This is a genomic window from Ulvibacterium marinum (genome assembly GCF_003626755.1).
In the GTDB taxonomy this organism is placed as follows: domain Bacteria; phylum Bacteroidota; class Bacteroidia; order Flavobacteriales; family Flavobacteriaceae; genus Ulvibacterium; species Ulvibacterium marinum.
Genome location: NZ_RBCJ01000002.1, coordinates 435,322 through 457,671, shown reverse-complemented (window position 1 = coordinate 457,671; position 22,350 = coordinate 435,322). Strand labels below are relative to the sequence as shown.

Sequence of the window (22,350 nt, the reverse complement as noted above, 5' to 3'; positions counted from 1 at the left end):
TACATATCTGGATTTACTGACCTTATCAACCGGATTTTTCAATTGTTTTCTCAATCCATTGTCTAACGGATTCAGGCAAGTTAGATTCATCATAGGTCATCCTGTGTTCAAAATTCTCACCCCACAAATCAATACTATAAACAAAGCCGTCTCTCAATTTTGGATTTGTATTCTCTATCTTTTTAATCAAAACCCTTTTTAGATTATCCTTTTCTTTTCTACCCATGATAACTTCACCCACATATTCTTTGGATATTCCAGCAAAGCCAACCTCTATCCGTATTTTGTAGTTCATGCCATGACTTGGGTTAATCCTACCTGGGCAAAACTTTGTTCAATTACCTTCGAAGCAACCGGATTTATCCCTCCCTGCTTTTGAAGTTCCTGTGCGGTTTCTACACTGATTTCCATCATATCGTTAAACTTTGCGGTACGCCAAAGCTTTTTTAAGGTATTGAACCAAATCAATGCACAATCATCTATACCCAGTTCTATACTGCTCAAATAAAAGGCCTTGTTCGGGATGCCCGAGTTTATATGTACTCCTTGATTGTCAGCCATTCCCGTATAGTAATTATCCATATGGTCCGGTTGGGCATCAAAATCGTTTGCTGTACCCGGAGACTTCATGGAACGGATGGCTTTTCCGGGGAATTTCTCAGTTACAACAGTGTCACCTATCAACCAATCGGCCTCGGTTATACTTTGCTTTAAATATTTTTGTTTGATAATCGTCCCGAATACATCTGAAAAATGTTCGTTCAGGGCACCGGATTGCCCTTGATACTCTAAATTAGCAAGGAATTGGGTTATACCGTGCACCAGTTCATGGGCCACCACATCAATGGCACTGGCAAAATTGGTGAATTCTACACCATCCCCATCTCCATAGGTCATTTCATCCCCATCCCAAAAAGCGTTATTATAACCTTGGCCATAATGAACGTTGCAAATAATATCCAGACCTTCATTGTCAATGGAATTGAGTCCAAAGATCCCTGAAAAATAAGCCCGTACAAATCCGGAGGTGTCATAGGCTTCATTCACGGTTCTATCTTCCACATCGGGATCTTTTTCCTTTCGAATTAAAAGCACCCGTTGCTCATATTTATTTTGGGAATCGAAAATGAAACGGTCTCCTTTAGCAGGAATCAATTCCCGAATTAATAGATTGTCCAGCGCAGTATTTCGTTTGTGGAGAATCCGATAGGTATCGTTCAGTGTTCTTTTACAGTCGAGATTTCCACGTTTGGCCAACCCCTCGAGGATATGGGGCGGCACAATAAAGCAATGATGATTTTGGCACATGATACTAAGATTTTAGGGTTTCTTAGTTCAAGTTAACCATCTTTTTCTTTCAAAAGAACCAGAGGATAGTTAAGATTTTACCAAAACTTATTCTTTGGGAAACAGACTTTTATCCAGTCCCGGAATCAGTTTTAGGGCATTTTTGTAGTATACCTTTTTTAGTATTTCATCTGAGAGGCCCAAACCGTACATGGACCAAAAGGCATGGTATTTTTTATAGTAGGGAAAGTACTCGTCATTGGTTTCCAAAACCCGAAAATACGTAGGGAACTCATCAGGGTTCCAGGCATCCTTACCAAAAAGAATGCGATCCTGATATTTGGTAAAGAACTTTTTGGCGTTCCGTGGTTGCCTTCCTAGTTCTTGGATTACGGCCCCTATTCCCACATACATGTTGGGCATTTCATCTAAAAGTTCACCTAATTTACTCAAGTTGTTGGCATACCAGCCCATGTGCGCATTTATAAATTTAGTATTGGGGTGTTTCTTGAACATACGATGTTGCTCATCTATTATTTGCTGCCAAGGTGCCGGATTAGTATCGGAACGTTTTCGTCTGGGACGCGTTTTGAGTTCCAACCATCGTTCATTTTTGCTATCCATGGGATCCCAAAAAGGTTTTGGGTCCGCGGCATGTATCAACACTGGGATTCCCAATTCCCCACACTTGGCCCAAATGGGATCCAAATGAGGGTCATCAATCGCGAGACGGTTGCCGTTAACATCCTTGTTTCTTAATCCGAGACTTTTATAAACTTTCAATCCTTTTGCCCCGGCCTTAACATCTTTTTCCAACTGGGCCACGGCATTTTCTGTCCATCCTTTAGCTCCCGCCCCATCAAAATCAACATTGGCGAATACCACAAAGCGATTGGGATAATTCTCTGAAACGTTGTCCAACATCCGTTGCAGCCCATTCCCTGAGCCACCGCTAAGATTTACCATAATGGCCATATTCATTTGGTCCATAGGATTTATAAGATTCGAAAGATTTTGGGACCCCATTCGAAATTGGTGACTATGCACGTCTATAAAAGGGAACTTCGCTTTTTTGATTTTGGTTTCCGGCATAACCAAAGTAGAAATGGGGTTGTATTCCTCAAATCCCATTTCTTGGGAAACAAGTGAGGTACAAACAAAAATTGAAATGGCAAGAAAGAGTAGTAATTTCTTCATATTTAAAAAGTGAATTTAATCCTGGTTTAATTGTGTGTTTCTAATTTTAATCAGTTTTTGATAATCTTCCAAGGTGTCGATATCTATTGTTTTGCCTGACGGTCCCAGCAAAAAGGTATCGTTTTTGAATTTTTTTATGATTTGCTTTGCCCCGATATCTTTATTAAGTTGTGCTAAGTCTGAAAAATAGCTTCTAGCGAAGATAGCTGGAACTCCTACACCTTTGTCATATTCGGTTGCGATTATTCCCTTACCTGAACTTTCATGCGCTTGGACCATTTTGCCTAAATATTCAGAATCTATTAGGGGCTGGTCACCCAATAAAATGAGAATAGCCTTTGTATTCTGCGATATTTCTTGAATGAAATCCACTCCATGGGCAATAGAAGAGCCAAGACCAAGATTCCAATTCTTGTGAAAAACAAACTGTACGCCTTTGTTGTGGATACTATGAGCTTGGATTTCTCTTGCATTTGCTCCCAATACCACAACTACATGATCAGGACAGAACATCAAAGCATTTTTAATAACAGAATCCAGCAAGTTGGCTCCATTCCAAGGTAAAAGTTGCTTTGCAGTTCCCATTCGGCTTGATGCCCCCGCCGCCAAGACGAGGATAGCAATGTTTTCAACGGTCTTCCCCATTAGCTATGAATAGATCCTTGCTTTTTCCTTAAACTTATAGGGTTTTTTCCCCGAGCAACAGATAAAACTTCGGCAAGTATGGCAATGGCTATTTCCTGGGCTGTTTCCGCTCCGATGTCCAGACCCGTAGGGCCATGAATGTTTTCTATGAAGTCTTCATCAATTTCCGGAAGTCTTTCTATCAGTTCGGCTAGTAATTTTTCGCGTCTTTCGGCAGGACCCAATAGACCTAAATACGTTGGACGAGTTGCTTTCAAAACCATTAAATACTTCAAATCTTTTACATAGCTGTGGGTCATGATCACAATTGCCGTTGTTTCATCAATAGTGTTAACCGGAAGGGTTTCCGGTTCAATGGTAAGTAATTCTTGGGCACCGGGAAAATCCCCGAGACGTTTTTCTTCGGATGGGGGTGCCACAATGGTTACTTCCCATCCCGTTAATGAAGCATAAGAACAAAGCTGTACGGCATCATGTTCGGCCCCGATAATCAATAATTTAAAACAAGGAGTCAGCTTTTGTTCAAAAACTTGGAATTCCCGTTTTTTTTGGAATCCATCTCTAAAGGGCAATGTAGCGCTACCAATTTGTAAAACCGACCCAAGGTGATGATCTATCATATCCCTTTCTTCAAAATAGGATAACATCCTAAAAGACGTCCGGTCCTTTAGTATTTTGAAAAATTGATCTAGAAATTCGGATGATGGTCGAAAAGGTTCGATGAGAATGTACAAAATCCCCTCACAACCCAGCCTATAGCGACCATCATAGGTCATAACTTTTGGAATTTGTGTCCTGAAAACGCTATCAGATTGTCTAAAAACCTCCTTTTCAACACAGCCCCCACTTACCGCCCCGATTATTTGGCCATCTTCCCTAATCAACATGGAGACCCCGGGTCGTCTATATGAGGATCCTTTTAAGGCGACAACGGTAGCCAAAACGGTTTTTACACCTTTGGCATGGGCATCCTTAAAGGCTTCAACGATTTTTTTTAGTTCGTGCGTCATTAGGACTCCAATATATCAAAAAATAAGACCAGTAGGATTTGGTTTAACAAATTGTTACGGCACTTTATCTATTGAACCAATAGGTAAACTTTAAGGTAAGCGCCCAATTTCTACCTTCAAAAGGTTCAATGAAATAGTTATTGGTATATACTAGAAATAAATCCGAAGCCGGGCTGTATCGCCATTGGAACCTTGAATTCACGTTCAAGTTTTTGGATTGTTCATTGTACTGGAACAAATTGGCAAAGAATATCTTGTTCGTAAACGTGATATCTATTTCAGAACCTATTAACCAAAATTCATTGGTATTCCAAGGTGCTGGTAGTCGAATATGATTATAATTCAAATTGGCACTTAAACTTACATAGGGTTGAAAACGATACCCCAATTCAGTTGAAAGACTGGTCCGGTTTCCATCAAGATAATATCCTCCCAACCTACCATCAAAGGAATAGGTAAAAAGGCTCTGGGGTCTTGATGCGAATTCCCAACCAAAAGCATTCCACCGATGTTTTGTGCCTGTATCGAGTTCAGCTATTCCCAATCGCGTAGGGTCAAAAGGATCTAGAAGCTCTACATAATCATCTGATATAAAGAAATTTAAGCTACTCCGGTTGCGAAAGTCAATCAGATATTCCAAGAACGTGGTATGATCTGTTTGCTTAAAACGTTCATTGAAAAAATAGAAAGCGTTCAATCGTGGGCCGTGACTGACAATTTTACCACGCTTGGAAAAGAAAAGATAGCCCAAATATGAATTGAATTTTACGTATCCTGTCCTCGGAACAAAACCTACTTCTGCCGTATATTCCTCGCCGACCCATTCTTCCTGTATACGCCAATTCCATTTTCGGCTTTTATACTCCAAATGGGCAGCTTGGGTAACGCCATTTCCCACTTGTTGAGGGGCAAAAGATTGTAGAAAAAAGGCCTTGCCGTTCCACAAATTGTTGGAAGAGGCCAAATTGTACTCTACCCCCAAGTTTCTATTGAATTTGGGAAATTGTGTTCTTAAGGAATCGGAACTATTAAGGTAGTTGAAAGACTGTTTGTTTACGAACATTAGCCCGATACTGGATCTACTGAAAACCTTTCGCTGCAAGGTTACCACACCAAAGTTCTGACTTGGAAGACCAGTACCATCAACACTGGCGGTCTGCATATCCATGATTCCAAGGCGCCAATTATTGTCCAGGTTCCCACTTACCCTTGCACCTGCCCGTATGGGCACCCCTAACCCGATACGTCTGGAAAAAAATGGTCTGATGGTTGGGTAACCAAAGTCCGCAAACAAGTCGCTGTTCTCTAAAAAGAATTGACGCCGCTCAGGGAAGAACAACTCAAAACGATCTAAATTGGTAACCTGTCTATCCACTTCAACCTGTGAAAAATCTGGATTTACGGTAAGGTCTAGATTTAATGAAGAGGTAAGGCTGAATTTGACATCTCCGCCAATTTTAGCGTCGGTTTCAGTATCGCCATCAGCTTCAAGGTCGCGTTCTACAGTCCCCAATACATAGGGAATTACAGAAAAATTTGTTCTAGGCGCCGGTGGTGGCCTATCCCATACCAAGGTTCCTGTATAAGCCAATGAGGCTGTCGGAAACTGTCTGGGGATAGGTGTCCAACTCGATTTTTCACTGGACTTCAAATCCAATCGACTAAAATTGATCCCCCATTCGGTAACCCCATCCTTATAGCGAATGGACTTAAAGGGCAAAGCCATTTCAAAAACCCATTTTTCTTCGTCCCTGGTAACTTCGGACACCCATTTGGTGTCCCAATTTAAATCTACACTTCCTCCAGCGAACATGGTGCCGTCCCATTGCGCGCCCGCCGCATTGGAACCAAATGAGAATCCGGTTGTCTGATTGTTAAAGGGATCTATGAAGAGTAAAAAGTTATCATTCTTCCCAAATGAAAAGTCACGACGTAAGGATTCCACAAAATTAGTTCCTTTTGTACTGTTATAAAAAGTGGCCAATAAATAGATATTCCTATCATCATAGGTCATACGAATTTCAGATTTTTCATTGGCCTTGTCCGTATCCATGGGCAACACCATAAAGAAATCCTTGGCTACATCAGCAGTTTCCCAAGCGGCATCATCACCGATACCATCAATGGTTATGGGTAGCGTCGTTTTTTTGATGTAATAGCGATATGACGCATTCTTTTTTTGTGCGTTTGAAGTAAATGCAATACAAAGTACTACAAAACAAATTAGGAACTTATGCATCATTGATTTGGTCCGGTAGTTATTTTACCCTGGTAATTTTATCCCTGATCTCTCGCCATGTCACCAGCACAATATCATTTTCTTTTAAGAGTTGGACACATTCCTTGCTAGTAAAGAAATCAAGATCCGCCTGTCTCCATGCGGCACCCCACTCTGGATGATCCACGGCAATACCTTGCATCTCGTCGTCATCATAGGCCAAATGGATCAATAGGCAAGTGATTCCAGGTTTAAGGGTTCTCAATAGTTGGGTGTAATATTGGGTACTTCCTTTTTCAAAATCTGTTGGTAAAATACTATGGATATAGTCCATCACCACGGTACTTTCATCTAGAAGCGATTTTATTTTTACATCATCCACGGCATGTATCCTGGAATCCAATAATACGGGAAGGCCAAACTCCTTTCCTAACCGCATATATGTGGCAATGTGCTCGGGAGTACTAGCGGCGGCGCCCATATGGGCATCCAAATGTGTTACATCTATACCGGACGCATAGGCTTTTTTTATCTGATTTCGTAATTCGAGGGCTACCTCCTCCGGTTTGGCATGGGCTACAAAATCAGGTACCAAAGGATAAAAATAACCGTCCTCCCCAATTAGACTAGAAACGGAGTCTTTAGATGTTACAGGTCCCCATTTATAATATTTCCACTCACTGGTCAAGGTTAGGTGTAGGCCCAAATCCATTTCAGGATTTTCCGTGGCATACGCAACAATTTCCGGAAACCATGGGCAAGGAACCATAATGCTGGCAGAGTTTACCGGGCTCTTTTCCAAGGCATATATACTGGCCCTATTTTCTGAATGGGCCACCCCTAGATCGTCCGCATGGATAATCAATAATTTGGTATCTGCCGGGTATCCCAATCTTTCCGCAACGGTTTTCTCCTGTCCCAAAAGCGAAAATCCTTGGAAAGCCCATGCGAAAAAAATAATGATGCGCAAGTGCATAAATCGTGAGTTTGTAAAATCAAAAAACAATCATGAAAGCTACAAAATTCCAAGCTCCCATCTTTAACAATGTTTAACATATTTTTTTTAAGATGTTATACTTTTCATCCATTTCCCCCGTTCTGTGTGTTGAACCCAATATATATGAAAATGAAATTAAACTTCAGACTCCCAACCCTTTTTTCCATTGCTCTTTTTTTATTCTCCTGTGGTAATGCCGATGATGATGTAAATCTTGATCTTAACCTTGGTGATGGGCTTGGAAAGGGAAAACCTGTTGACGAATGTCTGGACCTTGGTGAAAACGATTTGGTATTGTCCATTCAAGAACAGTTCACAACACTTCCTGGAAAAGTTTCCATTTTTTTTAGAGTATCCGATACGGACAACAATCCTGTGCCCGGGCTCACAGCGGACCAATTCACCATTTATGAGCAGGGGCGGAACGACGATTGTTTTAATACTATCTCCACTTCCGAATCCCAAGCCCGCATATCTCCCAACTCCCAGATTTTTAGCAATAACACCCTTCTTGTACTGGATTTGAGCAATAGTGTGCTCAGCAGCAGTTTGGAGGAACTGAAATCGGCCAGTATTAGTTTTATTGATAATGTAATGCCGGCAACGCCCGAGGATTCCTTTAAGATGGCCATATATTGGTTTGATGGTGAGAACGAACTTCATTTATTGAACGCTCCAACTTCTTCCAAGCAAGAGCTGACAATAGCCATTGAAGGAATTACGGAGGATATTAGCAACGACCCTTCTACAGATCTTTATGGTGCTGTAATAAAATCGACAGATATCGCTACCGGACTTTTGAACGAAAGTACCTCTGATGGAAAAATAGGGGCCGCCTCAGTTGTTATTTTTACAGATGGTACAGATCAAGCTTCCCGTTTTACAGAGGAGGCCGCCTTAAAAAAAGTAGACGAAGCCGATTCCAATATCTCATTTTTCACTATTGGACTTGGAGGTGAAATCGATACACAGGTATTGACCGATATTGGGAAGACATTTAGTGTTTTTGCCGGGAACAAGGAAGAATTGGAAACTACCTTTAATGACATTTCCTTTAGAGTGTCCCAGCGGGCCAATAGCTTTTACCTTTTTGAGTATTGCACCCCAAAACGGGATGGTAGTGGCGAGAGCAACTTGGCCATACAGGTAAAAGAGGGTAGCAGGCAAGGCGCGGTACAGACTAAGTTTAATGCCAATGGATTTACCGGGGGATGTGAATGACAATCAATAACAAATTATATGCTAGGGAGAATCAAACGGTTCTCCCTTTTTTTATGCGGTTTATCGAGAACTGAACAAACGTTTTAGGGTTTTTGGCCCGAATATTGTTACTTATATAACTAACGACTCAAATTTTATATAGACCACCTACATCCTAAAAACTATGAAGATGTTTAATCCAGCCTGGAGACAGCTAGGCGTAAAGAATGAAAGTCATGGATGTAATCAACGAAATTATTCAAAACAGTGCTATTGGGCCATGGTCCAAATGGTATAAGAGTTTAGTCCTATTATTGTTTTCCTCTATTGTAACCACACTATTTGCTATGATGGTGATCTTACTTAAGTACGGGCCATATATGAAAATTCAATTTGGGTACTGAAGAAGGAAACTATCTATAGATCATCGCATTCTTACCATCAAAATAAGAATGTATTGATTTTCCAATTTTGTCCAGTTCAATTAGAAATCCGTTTACGACAGCGTAAACAATCTTTCCGTCTTTTTCCAAAATAAAAGTTGGATTGACGCCCACTTCTAAGTTGAGCTCCGGCAATTCATATTTTTCGCCTATAATATGAATGGGATACGGGGATTCCAGTTGCTCCAAGGAAATATCTTTCACTCGAACATAGGTGTATCCATTTTTTAAGGCTTCACTAGTGTTTAAACTTTTTAGTTGTTGTAGGTTTCCAAAAATTTCCGGGTATACTTTACCCGTTTTTAAGGAGTAACCTGAAGCATTTAAAGTTTCGTATCCATAGTAGGTTGACAAATCTCCCAAATCAAGGATTCGGCTGCTGTACCAGAAATCGGTATTTCCTTCCTTGTCTACTTCCAACTGATTGATGCCAATATCCAGAATATAGTCATTTCCCAATAATGAGTAGGTGGCATTTTCGATTTTTAGGTCGAAAAGCTTACGGTCGTTTTCAGGTATCTTTTCGTAATCCTCCAGCGCAATATCCACATAGCTACCTTTGGCAATCGTATATATTGCGGAAAGAATGGAGACGTAGTTCAACTTTCGTATTTCCTGTTTTTCAATATCATTGGGATACCCTCCTGATTCTATTAAAATGGCACTAGTGCCCCATTTTTGGATGTTATCCCCAAAGGCCCTTGGTTCAAAAGTATCATTGTACTTCCCTACTTGTCCCGGAGCATACTTTTGAATAATACCGTTCATAAAAGCAATGACCTTCATAGCATTGCTTCTTACCTCATTGGTTTCCTTTTCATGATTATAGGCTGGGGCCAAATAGGAAATGGTTGCTGGTTTTTCGGTACGCTCAGCATTGTAATAGGTGCTTTGATCATGAAGGTTAAAACCGAAATCCGCCTTCAGGCTATCCCTAACTCCTTTCAATGTTCGCCCCTCAGGTGATTGCAAGCGCAATGCATCCCGATTAATATCAATGCCCAAACGGTTTCTCCGTTGGTAGACTTCCGCCCCATCCGGATTTAACATGGGTAAAAAATGAAGCGTAAGATTGTCCAAAATCTCTTTTTTTTCGGCTTGAAAGTCGTTGCTGTCCAAAAAACTGAGAATATCAAAAATCGCCAGGGTGGCCGTTGGTTCGTTTCCATGCATTTGGGACCAAAGAAAAACACTTACTTCTCCCCTACCTATACTGATCAGATTAAGATCACGACCCTCTATAGATTTCCCAACGGTTTTAACTGTAAATTTTGGGTTCTTTCGATACTCCGTAATAAAAGGTTGGATTTCATGATGCTTTACCCGTCTTTTGTTCAAGCTCGGCTCCTTGTAATTCTCATAGGTCTCATAGAGTTTGGAAGTGATTTCCTTTTCTTGGGCGCACAAGGAAAGTGTCATGAAAAAGACAAAAAGAAGTAGAAAGGATTTAATTTGCATCGATATTAGGTTTTGTAGGAATGGGTTTAAAATTAAGGTCTTTGGTGGCTTTTCGGACTTTTTTCATAAAATCTTCACCGGGATCGTTTTTTTGGGTACGATATCCGTCATCTATCTCCAACCAAAGGGGATGCCCTTCAAAAAGGGTATATTCATAGTGCCCGATGACATAGTCAATATCGTATTTCCCTTTCAAATATTTGACCAGCCATATATTGGATTTTAATTGGGCCTTGGTCAAGGGTAGATCTTCCGTTCCCCCAATGTTTTCCACACCAATGGCACAATGATTTAGCCCTATAACATGCCTTGCCATAGTAGTTTCAGGCATTAATCGATATATGGTTCCATCCCTATCCACCATAAATTGGGAGGATACATTAAGTCCGCTAACATTGGTGATATCCGGTCTCCAATCGGGAAGCGTGGCATTGTTGAATGCTTCAAATGACTTTTCAAAAGTAGGGATGACCGTCCAATGCAATACGATCATTTTTGGTTTTATAGTAGGTTCTTGCTGTTCCAAGCCATAGCGAGAGGATAGGTACTCCAAAGTTAATGTCTTACGTTCATCATCAAAGACAATGGGCTTATCCAAAATTTCCTTTTGAACCGAACAGGAAACTAGAGAAATTAAAATAAGCATGATCGAAATTGGTTTCATTCCCAATAAATTTAATCGGTTTTTATGCTATCTTCCTTTTGTACGGCGCAGGCGATCTGCAGTTTTTTCCTGCCCCATTCCTTGGCTTTTTTAAAATCCTTTCCCATATAAATATCAATCCGTTTTTTCCATCTCCTATGCATTTTGTCCTTGACGTAGAACGTATCCGAAAAGCCTTGAATTTGGACAAGCGTATTGTATTTTAAACCCATATCCAATAAATCCCTCGATACGGCAATAGCCTTTATTCCAGGCACCAATGTATCCCCCCAAGCCGTAATGGAAGGGTTGCCCAATGTTTGGGAAGGTAAGGAGTTATACGCCGTAGCGGTAACTTCCAAAGGAATCCATTTGTACTTTTCCTCTTCCACCGGCCCATTGCAGGAATTCAAAGAAAAGGTAAGGATCCCAAACGATGCTATTTGGGCAAACCTATTCATAACTATTTATTTATCAATTGGTTTCTTAGGACCATAAGATCTACCTTTTTCTCTTTCCAGGCTTCCGTAAATTCCTTGGGTGCCGGGGTAAATCCATAGGTAAATGCACTCAAAATGATATCCTCATCACCATCCTCATCGATATCACCTGTATCCATCAAAAACCATCGAGCATCTGGATTTTTAATGATATGAGGGTCAAAAGTATAACTATCGGAATCCATATTCTCAAGGTATACAAACGAATAGTCAGGCCTGGTGGCGTAGTCGGGGAAGGTAGAGACTAAACCGAAATCGATATCCCCGTCCTGATCAAAATCATGGGCAACCACTCGCGAAGCACCGTTCATTGGATAAAAATAAGTTTCTTCAAATTGGTTTTCTCCATTGTTAAGATGTATTCGCATCCCGTGATACGGTTTATGAACATAAGATTCATCCGCATTATCCCCATTAACGGTAATGATATCCTCATCGCCATCACCATCATAATCAATGAGCTCAAACCAGCTTGAACCATATAATGGGCTAAATCGGATTACTTTTTCCGATTCAAAGTTCAAATCGTCCTTTTGGTATAAAATAGTAATGCCCTCATCCCCCTGGGAGGTGATTACTACAAGATCCTTTCTTTGATCTTGATTCATATCTTTTGCCACCACTCGGATTGCACCAGGTTGATTTAAAAGAATTCTCTTTTCATAGGTCGAGTTTCCTTTATCCCACAATAGGGAAAGACTCCCCGTAAGGTCTCCAAACTCACTAACGATCAATTCCTTTTTTCCATCATTGTTCAAATCCTCGACCAAGGTATGCACCGGTCTATGGAATATTAGGGGCATAGCCATAGGCGTTTCATTTTGCCAAGTATACACTTGTCCCGTAGATAAGGCGGTGGGGCGTATGGAACCGATACTTGTAGTAAAAGATAGTCCGTCCCTGTCGTAGTGATCTACCACTGCACTGGCCAATCGGGCTTTTGGGATAAGCGTATCGGTTTTAAAATCATATTCCAATAGATAACCTGTTAAATCCCCCAAACGAAGTTTTGTGATTTCCTCATCATACTTTAAGTACGTAAAAAGGGATTGGTCTTTATCATCAAGTGATATAAGCTGTTTGGAAAATCCTTCTAAGGGTTTAGCGGCGTTATAACTTTGTTGATCGGGAAGGGAATCAGGCGCCATGGCAATGATATAATCTCGTAACAATTCCCAATCAGCTATATCCAACAGTGGGGAGAACGGATATATTCCTTTTTCAAGAAGCATGGCCTGTTCACCAAAATGCAAATCTTTGAGGGGGTCATATCCGTTATCCCGGATTCCAAGTCTGGCACCCATTTCCGGCAATATGTTATCCTTCCAGATATGCTTGGGCAGTCCATCAATGGCAGGAGGTAAATGACAACTGGCACAGTAGGTGTCATACAGTACCACTTCCTTTTTTTTGTTTCCAGAACCGCATGAGCTAAAAATGATGAAACAAAATAAGAAAAAAGGGTAAGCGAACGACCTAAAAGGATACCACTTCATATACTATATTTTATAAGGAATTTGAATGAAATATAGCCATACCGAAACTTATGCCAAAATTATTTTCTGCTTTTCGTAATTTTGACATCTATGAAAAAAGAAAAAAAACCGGACGCTGTCGTTTTTGATGATGAAACTCGGGAGTATCATGCCAAGCTATTACCCTATGCCAGCGGGGTAGGCGCTCCCAGAATTACACCTCCCGACGTCACCACTTGGAAAAACACCAATATCGTTACGGCCAACCATCAATTTAAGTCGAGGTACGATTCCATTAAAGAGGCCTATCAAAAACTGATGGAGCAATATGAATACAATAACTTGGTGTACAACGCAAAATTCAGTTTTGAACCGGTGACCGGAGGAACCTACTATCTCTATAAAGCAAAGGATGAAAGTACTTTTTTGTCCTTGATATCCCCAGATGAATGTAGTTTTGATCATCTGGGCAGTTTTCGCTTGGGGCCGGACAAGATGTGGGAAAAATTATGACCCTGGTAGCGGAACATAGGTCTTGTCATCTTGCATCATAGGAAAGGTTTTTTGAACCCAATCGGTTTTTGCCCTTTCAATTCTTTCCTTACTGGAAGAAACAAAATTCCAGTAAATATGACGTTCTTCCAGAAAAGGTTCGCCACCGAATAACAATAGATGGGTATTGGGCCTAAGGTTTATTTTACAGGTATCCTCTACTTTTGAGACCAAAATATTGCCTTTATCAATAGTTTCACCACAGGCCTCTATACTTCCATCAACGATACAGATACCTACTTCGCCCCTTACCTTATCTTTGATGTCTAAAAAATACGCATCTGTATTGGTGACTTCAATCATAAAAAGTGGAGAATGGACCGGAACAGGTGACTTTCGGCCATACCCTTTACCTGCAACCAATTTAAAGGATGCATTGCCCTCCTCCCATTTTGGGATTTCATCAATGCCAATATGATGAAACTCGGGATCCGTTTCTTCCAATTCCTTGGGCAGGGCCACCCAAATTTGATACCCGTGAGCCGTAAAGATTATCCCATTTCGCATATCGGCCGGGGTCCTTTCCGAATGGGATACTCCCTTACCGGCTACCATCCAATTTACAGATCCTGGTTGAATGCGCTGTTGGGTTCCCAAACTATCCTCGTGCATAACCTCGCCTTCCAACAAATACGTCAAGGTGGCAAGCCCTATGTGAGGATGCTGATCTACGTCCATATAATTTTGCGGCCCTAGTTGTGTGGGCCCCATGTGATCAATGAAAATGAAAGGACCTATCATCCGCTTTTTACGGAAGGGGATCAATCGGCCTACCAGAAAATCCCCGATATCACGACTTCGTTCCTCAATAATCAATCCGATGTTCGACATAATTGTATGTATTTCTACGTAACCTGATACGGGATGTCTTCTCCCCTATAACAAGCAACAATATTTTCAGCAGCATAAACCGACATTCGATTTCTGGCCGTAACCGTGGCGGATCCTATATGTGGAAGAACCGCTACGTTTTCCATATCCAATAAGGGGTTGTCCGGATTCATAGGTTCCGGATCGGTAACATCCAGACCGGCTCCCCATATTTCTGCATCCTTCAGGGCTTGAATCAAATCGGTTTCATTATGAATGCCACCACGTGCGGTATTCAAAAATATGGCGCTAGCCTTCATTAGTTCAAATGCTTTTCTATCGAATGTATTTCTGGTTTCATCGGTCAAGGCACAATGAGCCGAAACTATATCACTTTCTGTAAGCAATTCCTCGAAGCTTACTTTTTTGGCATTCAATTCTTTTTCGGCCTGCTGATTTTTAGTCCGGTTGCAATACAGAATTTTCATTTGATAGGCACCTTGGCAGCGTTTCGCAAATTCTAAACCAATGGTTCCCAAACCGAATACGCCCAAAGTCTTATTTTTAAGTTCTATTCCCAAATTGGCCTGAGGTCTAAAATGCTGCCATTCGCCTCTGGCAATAGTTTTGTGCATAAAGAACATTTTCCTAGAAACTGCCAATAATAGCCCAAATGCGATGTCCGCAGTAGCATCTGTCATGGCATTGGGTGCGTTAGCGATAGGAATACCCAAGCGGGCCGCCGCCTCCAGATCAATATTATCATATCCTACGGCATATTGGGAGATTATTTTTAGATGCTTATTGTCCCTCAAAAAGTCGGAATCAATTTTGTAATTGCTAGTGGTCAAAAGCGCATCATATTTTTTGGCTTCCGTATTCAATATTTCAGGAACCATGGGAAGATCCCTTGTCCATTTTACTACCTCTAGACCCGCTTCTTTCATTAGGTGCACACCCGCATCGGGGATATTAAGACAAACCAGAACCTTCATAATTGTAATCAAATTTCCTCTTCACAATTTATAAAATAAGATAGAACTAATCGCTATATTCGATTCATTAAATAGTGTAAGGAATGAAATGGATTAAACGCTCATTATTATTGTTACTTGTTATTCTCGTTATGGGAGCATGGCTCAACTACCCCAAGCTAAATATCATTTCGGGCTATGCCTCCAAAAATATGGCCTCTACCCTATCCATTGCCAAACGGAGTGAGGCTTCCGTAATTCTTCAAGACAACAATGTACCCCTTATAAAACTTGCGGATGTCGACGTAGATAACAATTCGGCCACAGCCACGGTTTTCGGTCTTATGCCTAGAAAGACCATATGCCGACCCGGTTTGGGGTGTACATTGGTAAATGCTGAGTACGATGCCGATTTTAATTTAGCGGAACCACAACGCTCCTTCACTAAAAATAATACCCCTTTCCCGTTTGGAAATGGTGCCGCAAAAGATACCGTATTTCAGGAAGTGGATTACCAAGTCATGGAACATGCCTTATATAACGCATTTGCCGATTCCGATGTACAAAAGACACGCTCCGTACTTGTGGTATACAAAAACCATATCGTTGCCGAACGGTATATTGACGGATTCACAAAGGACACGCCTATTTTGGGATGGTCCATGACCAAAAGTGTTTTGGCCACTTTGTTCGGCATTCTTGAATTTGAAGGTAAAATTGATTTGGGTAAGACCGGGATGGTAGATGCATGGAAAAATGATGAACGCAATGAAATTACCCTAAACCATTTGTTGCGAATGCAAAGCGGACTGGAATGGGACGAAGACTATTCGGGAATCTCGGACGTCACCAAAATGCTCTTTCTGGCTTCGGATATGGCCCAGATACAGGCCGAAAAGAAAGCCTTGGCGAAACCTACTGAAATCTGGAACTATTCTTCGGGAACTTCCAATCTACTTTCCGGAATACTTAGGAATCAATTCGACAGTTATCAGGACTATGTAGATTTCCCATATGTAGCTCTAATCGATAGGATTGGAATGCATTCCATGTTGATCGAAACCGATATGAAGGGAAACTTCGTCGGATCCTCCTATGCCTGGGCCAATACTCGGGATTGGGCCAAATTTGGGTTACTCTACCTAAACAATGGGAATTGGAACGGGGAACAATTGTTTGGTAAGACATGGGTAGATTATGTTACCGAACCTACAGATTTATCGGACGGCACTTACGGTGGACATTTTTGGCTGAATGCCCATGGTAAATATCCTGATGCCCCAAAAGATTTATATTCCGCAAATGGTTATCAAGGACAGCGCGTCTTCATCATTCCCTCTAAAGATCTGGTCATTGTACGGACTGGTCTGGCCGAAGCCCCGGACTTTGATTTTAACGGATTTTTAAAGGATATCCTCCGGGCCATCCCCTAGGGAGACTCCTTTAATTGATCTACGTGTTCTAACCTACCCACTATTGAGCCTTTACTCAAAATAGTTCCCGGGTTTAATACCGCATTGGCCCCTACCCTACAATGGTCTCCGATCAACGAACCAAATTTGGTCACCCCGGTATCCACAATAGTATTGTCCAGAATAACCGGTACAGTCCTGTTTTTATATTCATTAAAATGATTGGCCAAAACCGAACCTGCCTCCAGATTAACATCGTTACCAATAATAGAATTGCCTACATAGTTTAAATGGGCTATTCGCGATTTGGGAAAAACAATACTCTGTTTAATTTCGCAATTCGCCCCGATGCCCACATCGGTACACAGATATACCCCGTTTCTAAAATAGGCACCTGCCTTTACCAGACAATCCTTACCAATAATAGCAGGTTTCTTAAAGGTTACGCCATTTTCAATATGTGCGGATTTATGAATGGCCACTCCGTTTTCGATGTCATATTCATTTTCGGAAAGTTCGGCAAGTTTATCCAATATTATATTTTCTAGTTGTGCAATGACGTTCCACGGGCTTTCATGTTTCGGAATATGAGGGAATTCCCTGTAAAAGCCGGAAATGAAGTAGGATATATCTTTTTTGTTCATATTGTCATTTAAATACAAGTACGTTTTACGGGCTATATATCAAAAAGTACTACTTACACCACAAATCTCTCCAATCACACAACAATAATTTCTAGCGAATAGATGTTGGTCGTATGTTTACACTGTAATTAAAAACAAGGAGTTAATTTTTTCATTTTCATATAGTGTTCTCGTAAAAGAGCCTTGATCGTAAAGACGGGGCTCTTTTTAGTTTACTTCGACTAGGCTCAGCAACCTTAGTTCTCTTTTTCTAAACCCCTCCTGAAAATGGTTTGTCCTAAATCTCAGAAACAACAGGGCTTTACACGACAAAGGCCGAAAGGCGGAATCTCTCGAAAAGACTTTGTTGCACCGCGCATATTGTTTCCAAAGAAACGCATATCAAACCCTTTTCCAAACCTTTAACTTTAGAACCTGGAACCTGGAACCTCTAGGAAATCCACCTATTTTTTCCAAAGTTGGGCTTTCGCTTTTCCAAAAAGGCATCCCTGCCTTCTTTGGCCTCATCGGTCATATATGCCAATCGTGTTGCCTCACCGGCAAAAACCTGCTGCCCTACCATGCCATCGTCCGTAAGATTCATGGCAAATTTTAACATTTTTATAGAAGTAGGCGATTTTTCTAAAATTTCCTGCGCCCACTCATAAGCGGTATCCTCCAATTCCTCGTGGGGTACCACCGCATTTACCATGCCCATTTCATAGGCCGCCTGTGCCGTATAGCTTCGGCCCAAAAAGAAAATCTCCCTAGCTTTCTTCTGTCCTACCATTTTGGCTAGATAGGCCGACCCGTAACCCCCATCAAAACTAGTGACATCGGCATCCGTTTGTTTAAAAAGGGCATGTTCCTTGCTGGCCAAGGTAAGGTCACATACCACATGGAGGCTATGACCCCCACCAACGGCCCAACCCGGTACGACAGCGATTACCACTTTGGGCATAAAGCGAATCAACCGCTGTACTTCCAAAATATTTAAACGGTGCATGCCATCCTCACCTACATAACCTTGATGCCCCCTTGCCTTTTGGTCTCCCCCACTACAGAAGGAATAGACCCCATCCTTGGTAGAGGGGCCTTCCGCGGAAAAGAGCACAACACCAATGGCGGTATCTTCCTGGGCATCGTAAAAAGCTTCATAGAGCTCACTTGTCGTCTTGGGCCGAAAAGCATTGCGCACATTAGGGCGGTTAAAGGCGATACGTGCCACCCCATCCGATTTTTTATAGGTAATGTCCTTAAATTCCTTGACCGTTTTCCATTGGGGTGTTTTCATCGATGCTATTTTTTGCTACTACAAAATACGGGAATTTACAAATAGGATAAACTGCATTATTCATCATTTGCGTAAAGAAGTTTCTAAAAACGTTTGGCGATCTTTTCCATGACCTAAAGTTTGGACAAACACAAAAAAATAGATATAGAAACTTTTCAAGGGTAGATGTACGTAATGTAACATTTTAAATTTTTAGGGTTTTTATAGCAGAGATGTTCGGGATTTCTGTTAATTACACTAAAACAGTTTTTGATAATACAAGGGATTTTGGCTTACTTCGTAACAGTTCAGAACGACTTATAAGTATCGATTTTAGGCAAATCATATAAAATATCTTGGATATAACCTAAGACAAACCTAAAACATATGCTAAAATTCTTCCGGAAAATCCGTCAAAATTTATTGGCTGAAAAAAAAATCAGTAGATACCTGCTTTATGCCATAGGAGAAATCATATTGGTGGTCATTGGTATTTTAATCGCGCTGCAATTGAACAATTACAGTGAATATCAAAAGGAACGGGACAAAGAAAGGGCACTGCTTACTAACCTTTCCAACGAAATAGGATTGGACATCCTGCAAATCGATAACAATACCCAACTATCCCAGGAACGTCTAAGCAGGTTGGACAGTACTTTACAACTATTACAACAAACTGATAATATTGATAAACCGAGTTTTATCCAACAATCCTTCCAATTTGTTATTGATCAATACTTTAAAAGCAATAGCGGTATTTTTGATGAAGCAGTCTCCTCCGGAAAAATGAGTTATGTACAAAATGAAACCTTACGGCAAAACATTTTCGACTATTACCGGAATGCCCGGGAAGATGACAATGATGGTACCGCGCGCTTGGTAACCGATGAGTTGATAACACCGATTTTCGTAGAGACCCTTTTCTTGAACCCTGAAGGTTTTTCATCCTTGGGGCTGAATGTCCAAAACATTTCTGACTTGCAAAGTATAAATTTGGAAGCCCTTAAAACCAATAAGGATTTCTGGAAAATGGTGCTCTTGAAATTTGGTAGCAATCGGGAGCAGATCGTACAATGGCAACAGATTAAGGTACAGGCGCAAAAGGTAAAAAAGCAAATAGAGGAAGAACTGACAAACCTAAACTAAAGACGAAACGCTTTCCTAACTTTTTACCCTTTTAAAACTAGGATTTCACCAATTTCCTGTATTTTCATTCCATGAGTTACGAAAAGAAACGGGAACAATTTTCCAACCGTTATCCCACTGTAATGGACTTGGCCGAAAGGGCCAAAAAAAGAATGCCCCAAGTAGCTTTGGCCTATTTGGATGGGGGTACCGGCGATGAAGCCTTGTTGCAACAGAATCATACCGCTTTTCAGCGGATTGCCTTTATACCGCGTTTTTGCAAGGGTCCTCTGCAAGTGAACACGGAAACCAAGCTTTTTGGCAAAACCTATGCCGCTCCCATAGGTATGGCACCAGTAGGGTTAACCGGATTGATGTGGCCCAAGGCGGAACATTTTTTAGCCGCCACCGCAAAACGTCTCCAGATTCCTTTTTGTTTAAGTACCGTGGCTACCGAAACCCCAGAAACCGTTGGGGAGATTGTTGGAGATATGGGCTGGTTTCAACTCTACCCGCCTAAGGACAAACCCTTGTTGCATTCGCTCTTGCAACGGGCCAAGGATACCGGTTTTCACACCCTTGTGGTCACCGCAGATGTGCCTATGGCCAGTAGGCGCGAACGTAGTAAAAGGGCAGGACTATCTATGCCTCCCAAGATTACGCTCAAAATGATTTGGCAAGGCATAACCCACCCCAACTGGACGTATCATACCCTACTACGTGGCATGCCCCGATTACGGACCGTGGAACACTATGCGAACAACAATGATATGAAGTTCGTTAGTGGTTTTGTAGGCAACCGATTAGGAGGTACTTTGGATTGGGACTATTGCCAAGAATTGAAGGCTTTATGGAAAGGCCCCGTGGTCCTAAAGGGAATTCTCCATCCCGAGGACGCGGTGAAGGCTGTGGAAATCGGTTTGGATGGTATCTATGTATCCAACCACGGAGGTCGGCAATTCAACGGGGCTGTTACGGCCTTGGAGGCCCTACCACATATTGTAAAAGAAGTAAAGGGCAGGGTGCCTATATTGTTTGATAGTGGTATCCGTACCGGTCTGGATGCCATGCGCGCCCTTTATCTTGGAGCTGATTTTATACTTGCCGGAAGGCCTTTCATCTGGGGCGTGGCGGCCTTGGGCAAATTTGGAGGAGACCATACCGCTCATATTTTAATAGATGACCTAAAGAATAATATGGTACAGTTGGGCGTAGAATCCGTAGCTGAACTTCGAAAAGCTGAAATTACTTTGGGTTAATTCTTATTATTCTTCGCCTCTATCCATTTGGCCATATACTTGGTACTGCTTAAGGTATTCTGCATTAACAGGCTGCCCACAAAATTGTTGTCGCGATGCTTTTCCAGATTTTTTTGGACCTCTTGTAAACGCGTACTTAGATATTGGGAATGCCTTTTTGCGCTATAGAACGTATTGATTAATTCTATTGCTTTTTGTTGGGCCAATTTCCACTCGGTCTTACTTTGATAAAGTGCAATGGCGGCCTGGGCCAGATTATTGACATCATCTGCTATTTTACCGGGCCACATATTCTCTCCTTGCATACCTTCTGCCCCAATGGAAGTGGTTATACTGGGAGTTCCATTTTGCATGGCGGTAATCAGTTTTCCCTTGGCCCCCGCACCAAAGCGTAACGGTGCGATAACCAGCCTTGCATTCTGAACTATGGTATCTATATCCTCTACCCAACCTTCCACCCAAAGCCCTTTTTTGGGATTGTGCAATTGCTTCAGCTTTTGTGGAAGGTAGGCTCCATAGATTTTAAGGTGTCCTTTTGGAAGTTCCTTTCGGATTATAGGCCATATGCAATCGATTAACCACTGAAGGGCATCTACGTTTGGCGCATGTTTCCCATTTCCTATACAGACAATATCGTTTCTATCATCAAACTTCGGCCATTCCCTTACTTCTGGAACATCTTTAGATTCCAACATAAAGGGCAAGTAACACAACAGAGCCGAATTGATATTTAGAACCTTTTCCAATAATCTCATTTCATAATCGGAAATGATCAAGGACAGGTCGCAACGATAGATACTGGCCACTTCCCTTTTTGTAATGTTGTCCTGTTTCCAGAAAGAAGAAGAGAATTCCTTTGCGTTTTTTTGACATTTCTCCCGTACATGGCGGAGGGAGTGAAGGTCTTCCGTATCTAAAATACGAAAGGCATTTGGTACAAATTCGGCCACCCGCCATCCAAACTGTTCCTCTGTTAAGAAACGATCAAAGAGAACTATGTTAGGCGCCAATTCTTTTACAAAAACATCAAAACCGGAATCGTTCAATAACAACGGGACCTTACTAATACCTAAAGATTCCAAATCCATGGAATATTCTGTTTCCTTGGCGGTGCTTCCGAATGTAATATGATAATCCTGACCCAGAAAAAAACGGATAAGTTGTAGCATACGACTCCCTGCAGCGGTTGTGGCCGGCTCCGGCCATGTGAAACCAATTATGAGAAGTTTTTTCAAAACCAAAGTTCAAA

21 protein-coding genes are annotated in these 22,350 nt (G+C 41.5%); 5 read left to right on the top strand and 16 right to left on the bottom strand.

The window, feature by feature from the left end; all coding sequences use genetic code 11:
• Positions 1–25: 25 nt before the first annotated feature.
• From D7Z94_RS09175 to D7Z94_RS09145, 7 genes are all read right to left on the bottom strand, one after another.
• Positions 26–295 (bottom strand): hypothetical protein, encoded by a 270-nt coding sequence (locus tag D7Z94_RS09175; protein ID WP_120711262.1) that lies wholly within the window; start codon positions 293–295, stop codon positions 26–28.
• Positions 292–1,308: a M4 family metallopeptidase gene (locus D7Z94_RS09170; RefSeq protein WP_120711261.1), complete on the bottom strand. Its 1,017-nt coding sequence runs from the start codon at positions 1,306–1,308 to the stop codon at positions 292–294. Before D7Z94_RS09170 ends, D7Z94_RS09175 begins: the two co-directional genes overlap by 4 nt.
• An 87-nt stretch (positions 1,309–1,395) precedes the next feature.
• On the bottom strand, positions 1,396–2,484 hold the full coding sequence (locus D7Z94_RS09165; RefSeq protein WP_120711260.1) for an amidohydrolase family protein: 1,089 nt from the start codon (positions 2,482–2,484) through the stop codon (positions 1,396–1,398).
• A 15-nt stretch (positions 2,485–2,499) separates the two neighbouring features.
• Positions 2,500–3,129, bottom strand: coding sequence for a nucleotidyltransferase family protein (locus D7Z94_RS09160; RefSeq protein WP_120711259.1), 630 nt, complete (start codon positions 3,127–3,129; stop codon positions 2,500–2,502).
• Entirely contained in the window at positions 3,129–4,139 is a 1,011-nt protein-coding gene (locus D7Z94_RS09155) for an XdhC family protein (RefSeq protein ID WP_120711258.1), read from the bottom strand. Before D7Z94_RS09155 ends, D7Z94_RS09160 begins: the two co-directional genes overlap by 1 nt.
• Positions 4,140–4,203: 64 nt before the next feature.
• Positions 4,204–6,381 carry a DUF5916 domain-containing protein gene (locus tag D7Z94_RS09150; RefSeq protein WP_245967169.1) on the bottom strand — a complete coding sequence of 726 codons (2,178 nt, stop codon included), beginning with the start codon at positions 6,379–6,381 and terminating at the stop codon, positions 4,204–4,206.
• Between the two features lie 16 nt (positions 6,382–6,397).
• Positions 6,398–7,333 carry a polysaccharide deacetylase family protein gene (locus D7Z94_RS09145; RefSeq protein WP_120711257.1) on the bottom strand — a complete coding sequence of 312 codons (936 nt, stop codon included), beginning with the start codon at positions 7,331–7,333 and terminating at the stop codon, positions 6,398–6,400.
• A 150-nt stretch (positions 7,334–7,483) separates the two neighbouring features.
• On the opposite strand from D7Z94_RS09145, the gene D7Z94_RS09140 reads away from it, so the two are divergent.
• Complete coding sequence (locus tag D7Z94_RS09140; RefSeq protein ID WP_120712001.1) at positions 7,484–8,575, top strand: vWA domain-containing protein; 1,092 nt, start codon at positions 7,484–7,486, stop codon at positions 8,573–8,575.
• Positions 8,576–8,967: 392 nt separating this feature from the next.
• Here the strand turns inward: D7Z94_RS09140 and D7Z94_RS09135 are convergent, their stop codons facing one another.
• Genes D7Z94_RS09135 through D7Z94_RS09120 form a run of 4 tightly spaced genes read right to left on the bottom strand, consistent with a single transcriptional unit; the run spans position 8,968 to position 12,998 of the window.
• The gene (locus D7Z94_RS09135) at positions 8,968–10,455 is read right to left on the bottom strand and encodes a M14 family metallopeptidase (protein WP_120711256.1); all 1,488 of its coding nucleotides are present in this window, start codon (positions 10,453–10,455) and stop codon (positions 8,968–8,970) included.
• Complete coding sequence (locus tag D7Z94_RS09130; protein ID WP_120711255.1) at positions 10,445–11,119, bottom strand: peptidoglycan recognition protein family protein; 675 nt, start codon at positions 11,117–11,119, stop codon at positions 10,445–10,447. The genes D7Z94_RS09135 and D7Z94_RS09130 overlap by 11 nt, the downstream gene beginning before the upstream one ends.
• An 11-nt stretch (positions 11,120–11,130) precedes the next feature.
• Entirely contained in the window at positions 11,131–11,559 is a 429-nt protein-coding gene (locus D7Z94_RS09125; RefSeq protein WP_120711254.1) for a 3D domain-containing protein, read from the bottom strand.
• Positions 11,560–11,561: 2 nt separating this feature from the next.
• Positions 11,562–12,998, bottom strand: a complete 1,437-nt coding sequence (locus D7Z94_RS09120) for an FG-GAP repeat domain-containing protein (RefSeq protein ID WP_158594610.1) — start codon at positions 12,996–12,998, stop codon at positions 11,562–11,564.
• Positions 12,999–13,184: 186 nt separating this feature from the next.
• On the opposite strand from D7Z94_RS09120, the gene D7Z94_RS09115 reads away from it, so the two are divergent.
• Complete coding sequence (locus D7Z94_RS09115; RefSeq protein WP_120711252.1) at positions 13,185–13,586, top strand: DUF2452 domain-containing protein; 402 nt, start codon at positions 13,185–13,187, stop codon at positions 13,584–13,586.
• Here D7Z94_RS09115 and D7Z94_RS09110 read toward each other — a convergent pair.
• Positions 13,581–14,456, bottom strand: a complete 876-nt coding sequence (locus tag D7Z94_RS09110; protein ID WP_120711251.1) for a pirin family protein — start codon at positions 14,454–14,456, stop codon at positions 13,581–13,583. The two genes, D7Z94_RS09115 and D7Z94_RS09110, sit on opposite strands and share 6 nt — an antisense overlap.
• 14 nt (positions 14,457–14,470) lie before the next feature.
• Positions 14,471–15,430 carry a 2-hydroxyacid dehydrogenase gene (locus tag D7Z94_RS09105; protein ID WP_120711250.1) on the bottom strand — a complete coding sequence of 320 codons (960 nt, stop codon included), beginning with the start codon at positions 15,428–15,430 and terminating at the stop codon, positions 14,471–14,473.
• A gap of 83 nt (positions 15,431–15,513) precedes the next feature.
• Between D7Z94_RS09105 and D7Z94_RS09100 the strand changes: the two genes are divergently transcribed.
• Positions 15,514–16,842 carry a serine hydrolase domain-containing protein gene (locus D7Z94_RS09100; RefSeq protein ID WP_120711249.1) on the top strand — a complete coding sequence of 443 codons (1,329 nt, stop codon included), beginning with the start codon at positions 15,514–15,516 and terminating at the stop codon, positions 16,840–16,842.
• Here D7Z94_RS09100 and D7Z94_RS09095 read toward each other — a convergent pair.
• On the bottom strand, positions 16,839–17,465 hold the full coding sequence (locus D7Z94_RS09095; protein ID WP_120712000.1) for a DapH/DapD/GlmU-related protein: 627 nt from the start codon (positions 17,463–17,465) through the stop codon (positions 16,839–16,841). The two genes, D7Z94_RS09100 and D7Z94_RS09095, sit on opposite strands and share 4 nt — an antisense overlap.
• 430 nt (positions 17,466–17,895) lie before the next feature.
• Positions 17,896–18,738, bottom strand: coding sequence for a 1,4-dihydroxy-2-naphthoyl-CoA synthase (locus D7Z94_RS09090; RefSeq protein WP_120711248.1), 843 nt, complete (start codon positions 18,736–18,738; stop codon positions 17,896–17,898).
• Positions 18,739–19,104: 366 nt separating this feature from the next.
• Between D7Z94_RS09090 and D7Z94_RS09085 the strand changes: the two genes are divergently transcribed.
• Together D7Z94_RS09085 and D7Z94_RS09080 are read left to right on the top strand one after the other, a co-directional pair.
• The gene (locus tag D7Z94_RS09085; RefSeq protein ID WP_120711247.1) at positions 19,105–19,863 is read left to right on the top strand and encodes a DUF6090 family protein; all 759 of its coding nucleotides are present in this window, start codon (positions 19,105–19,107) and stop codon (positions 19,861–19,863) included.
• Between the two features lie 71 nt (positions 19,864–19,934).
• Positions 19,935–21,101, top strand: a complete 1,167-nt coding sequence (locus tag D7Z94_RS09080) for an alpha-hydroxy acid oxidase (RefSeq protein ID WP_120711246.1) — start codon at positions 19,935–19,937, stop codon at positions 21,099–21,101.
• Here the strand turns inward: D7Z94_RS09080 and D7Z94_RS09075 are convergent.
• The gene (locus D7Z94_RS09075; RefSeq protein WP_245967168.1) at positions 21,098–22,336 is read right to left on the bottom strand and encodes a glycosyltransferase; all 1,239 of its coding nucleotides are present in this window, start codon (positions 22,334–22,336) and stop codon (positions 21,098–21,100) included. The two genes, D7Z94_RS09080 and D7Z94_RS09075, sit on opposite strands and share 4 nt — an antisense overlap.
• Positions 22,337–22,350 lie beyond the last annotated feature (14 nt).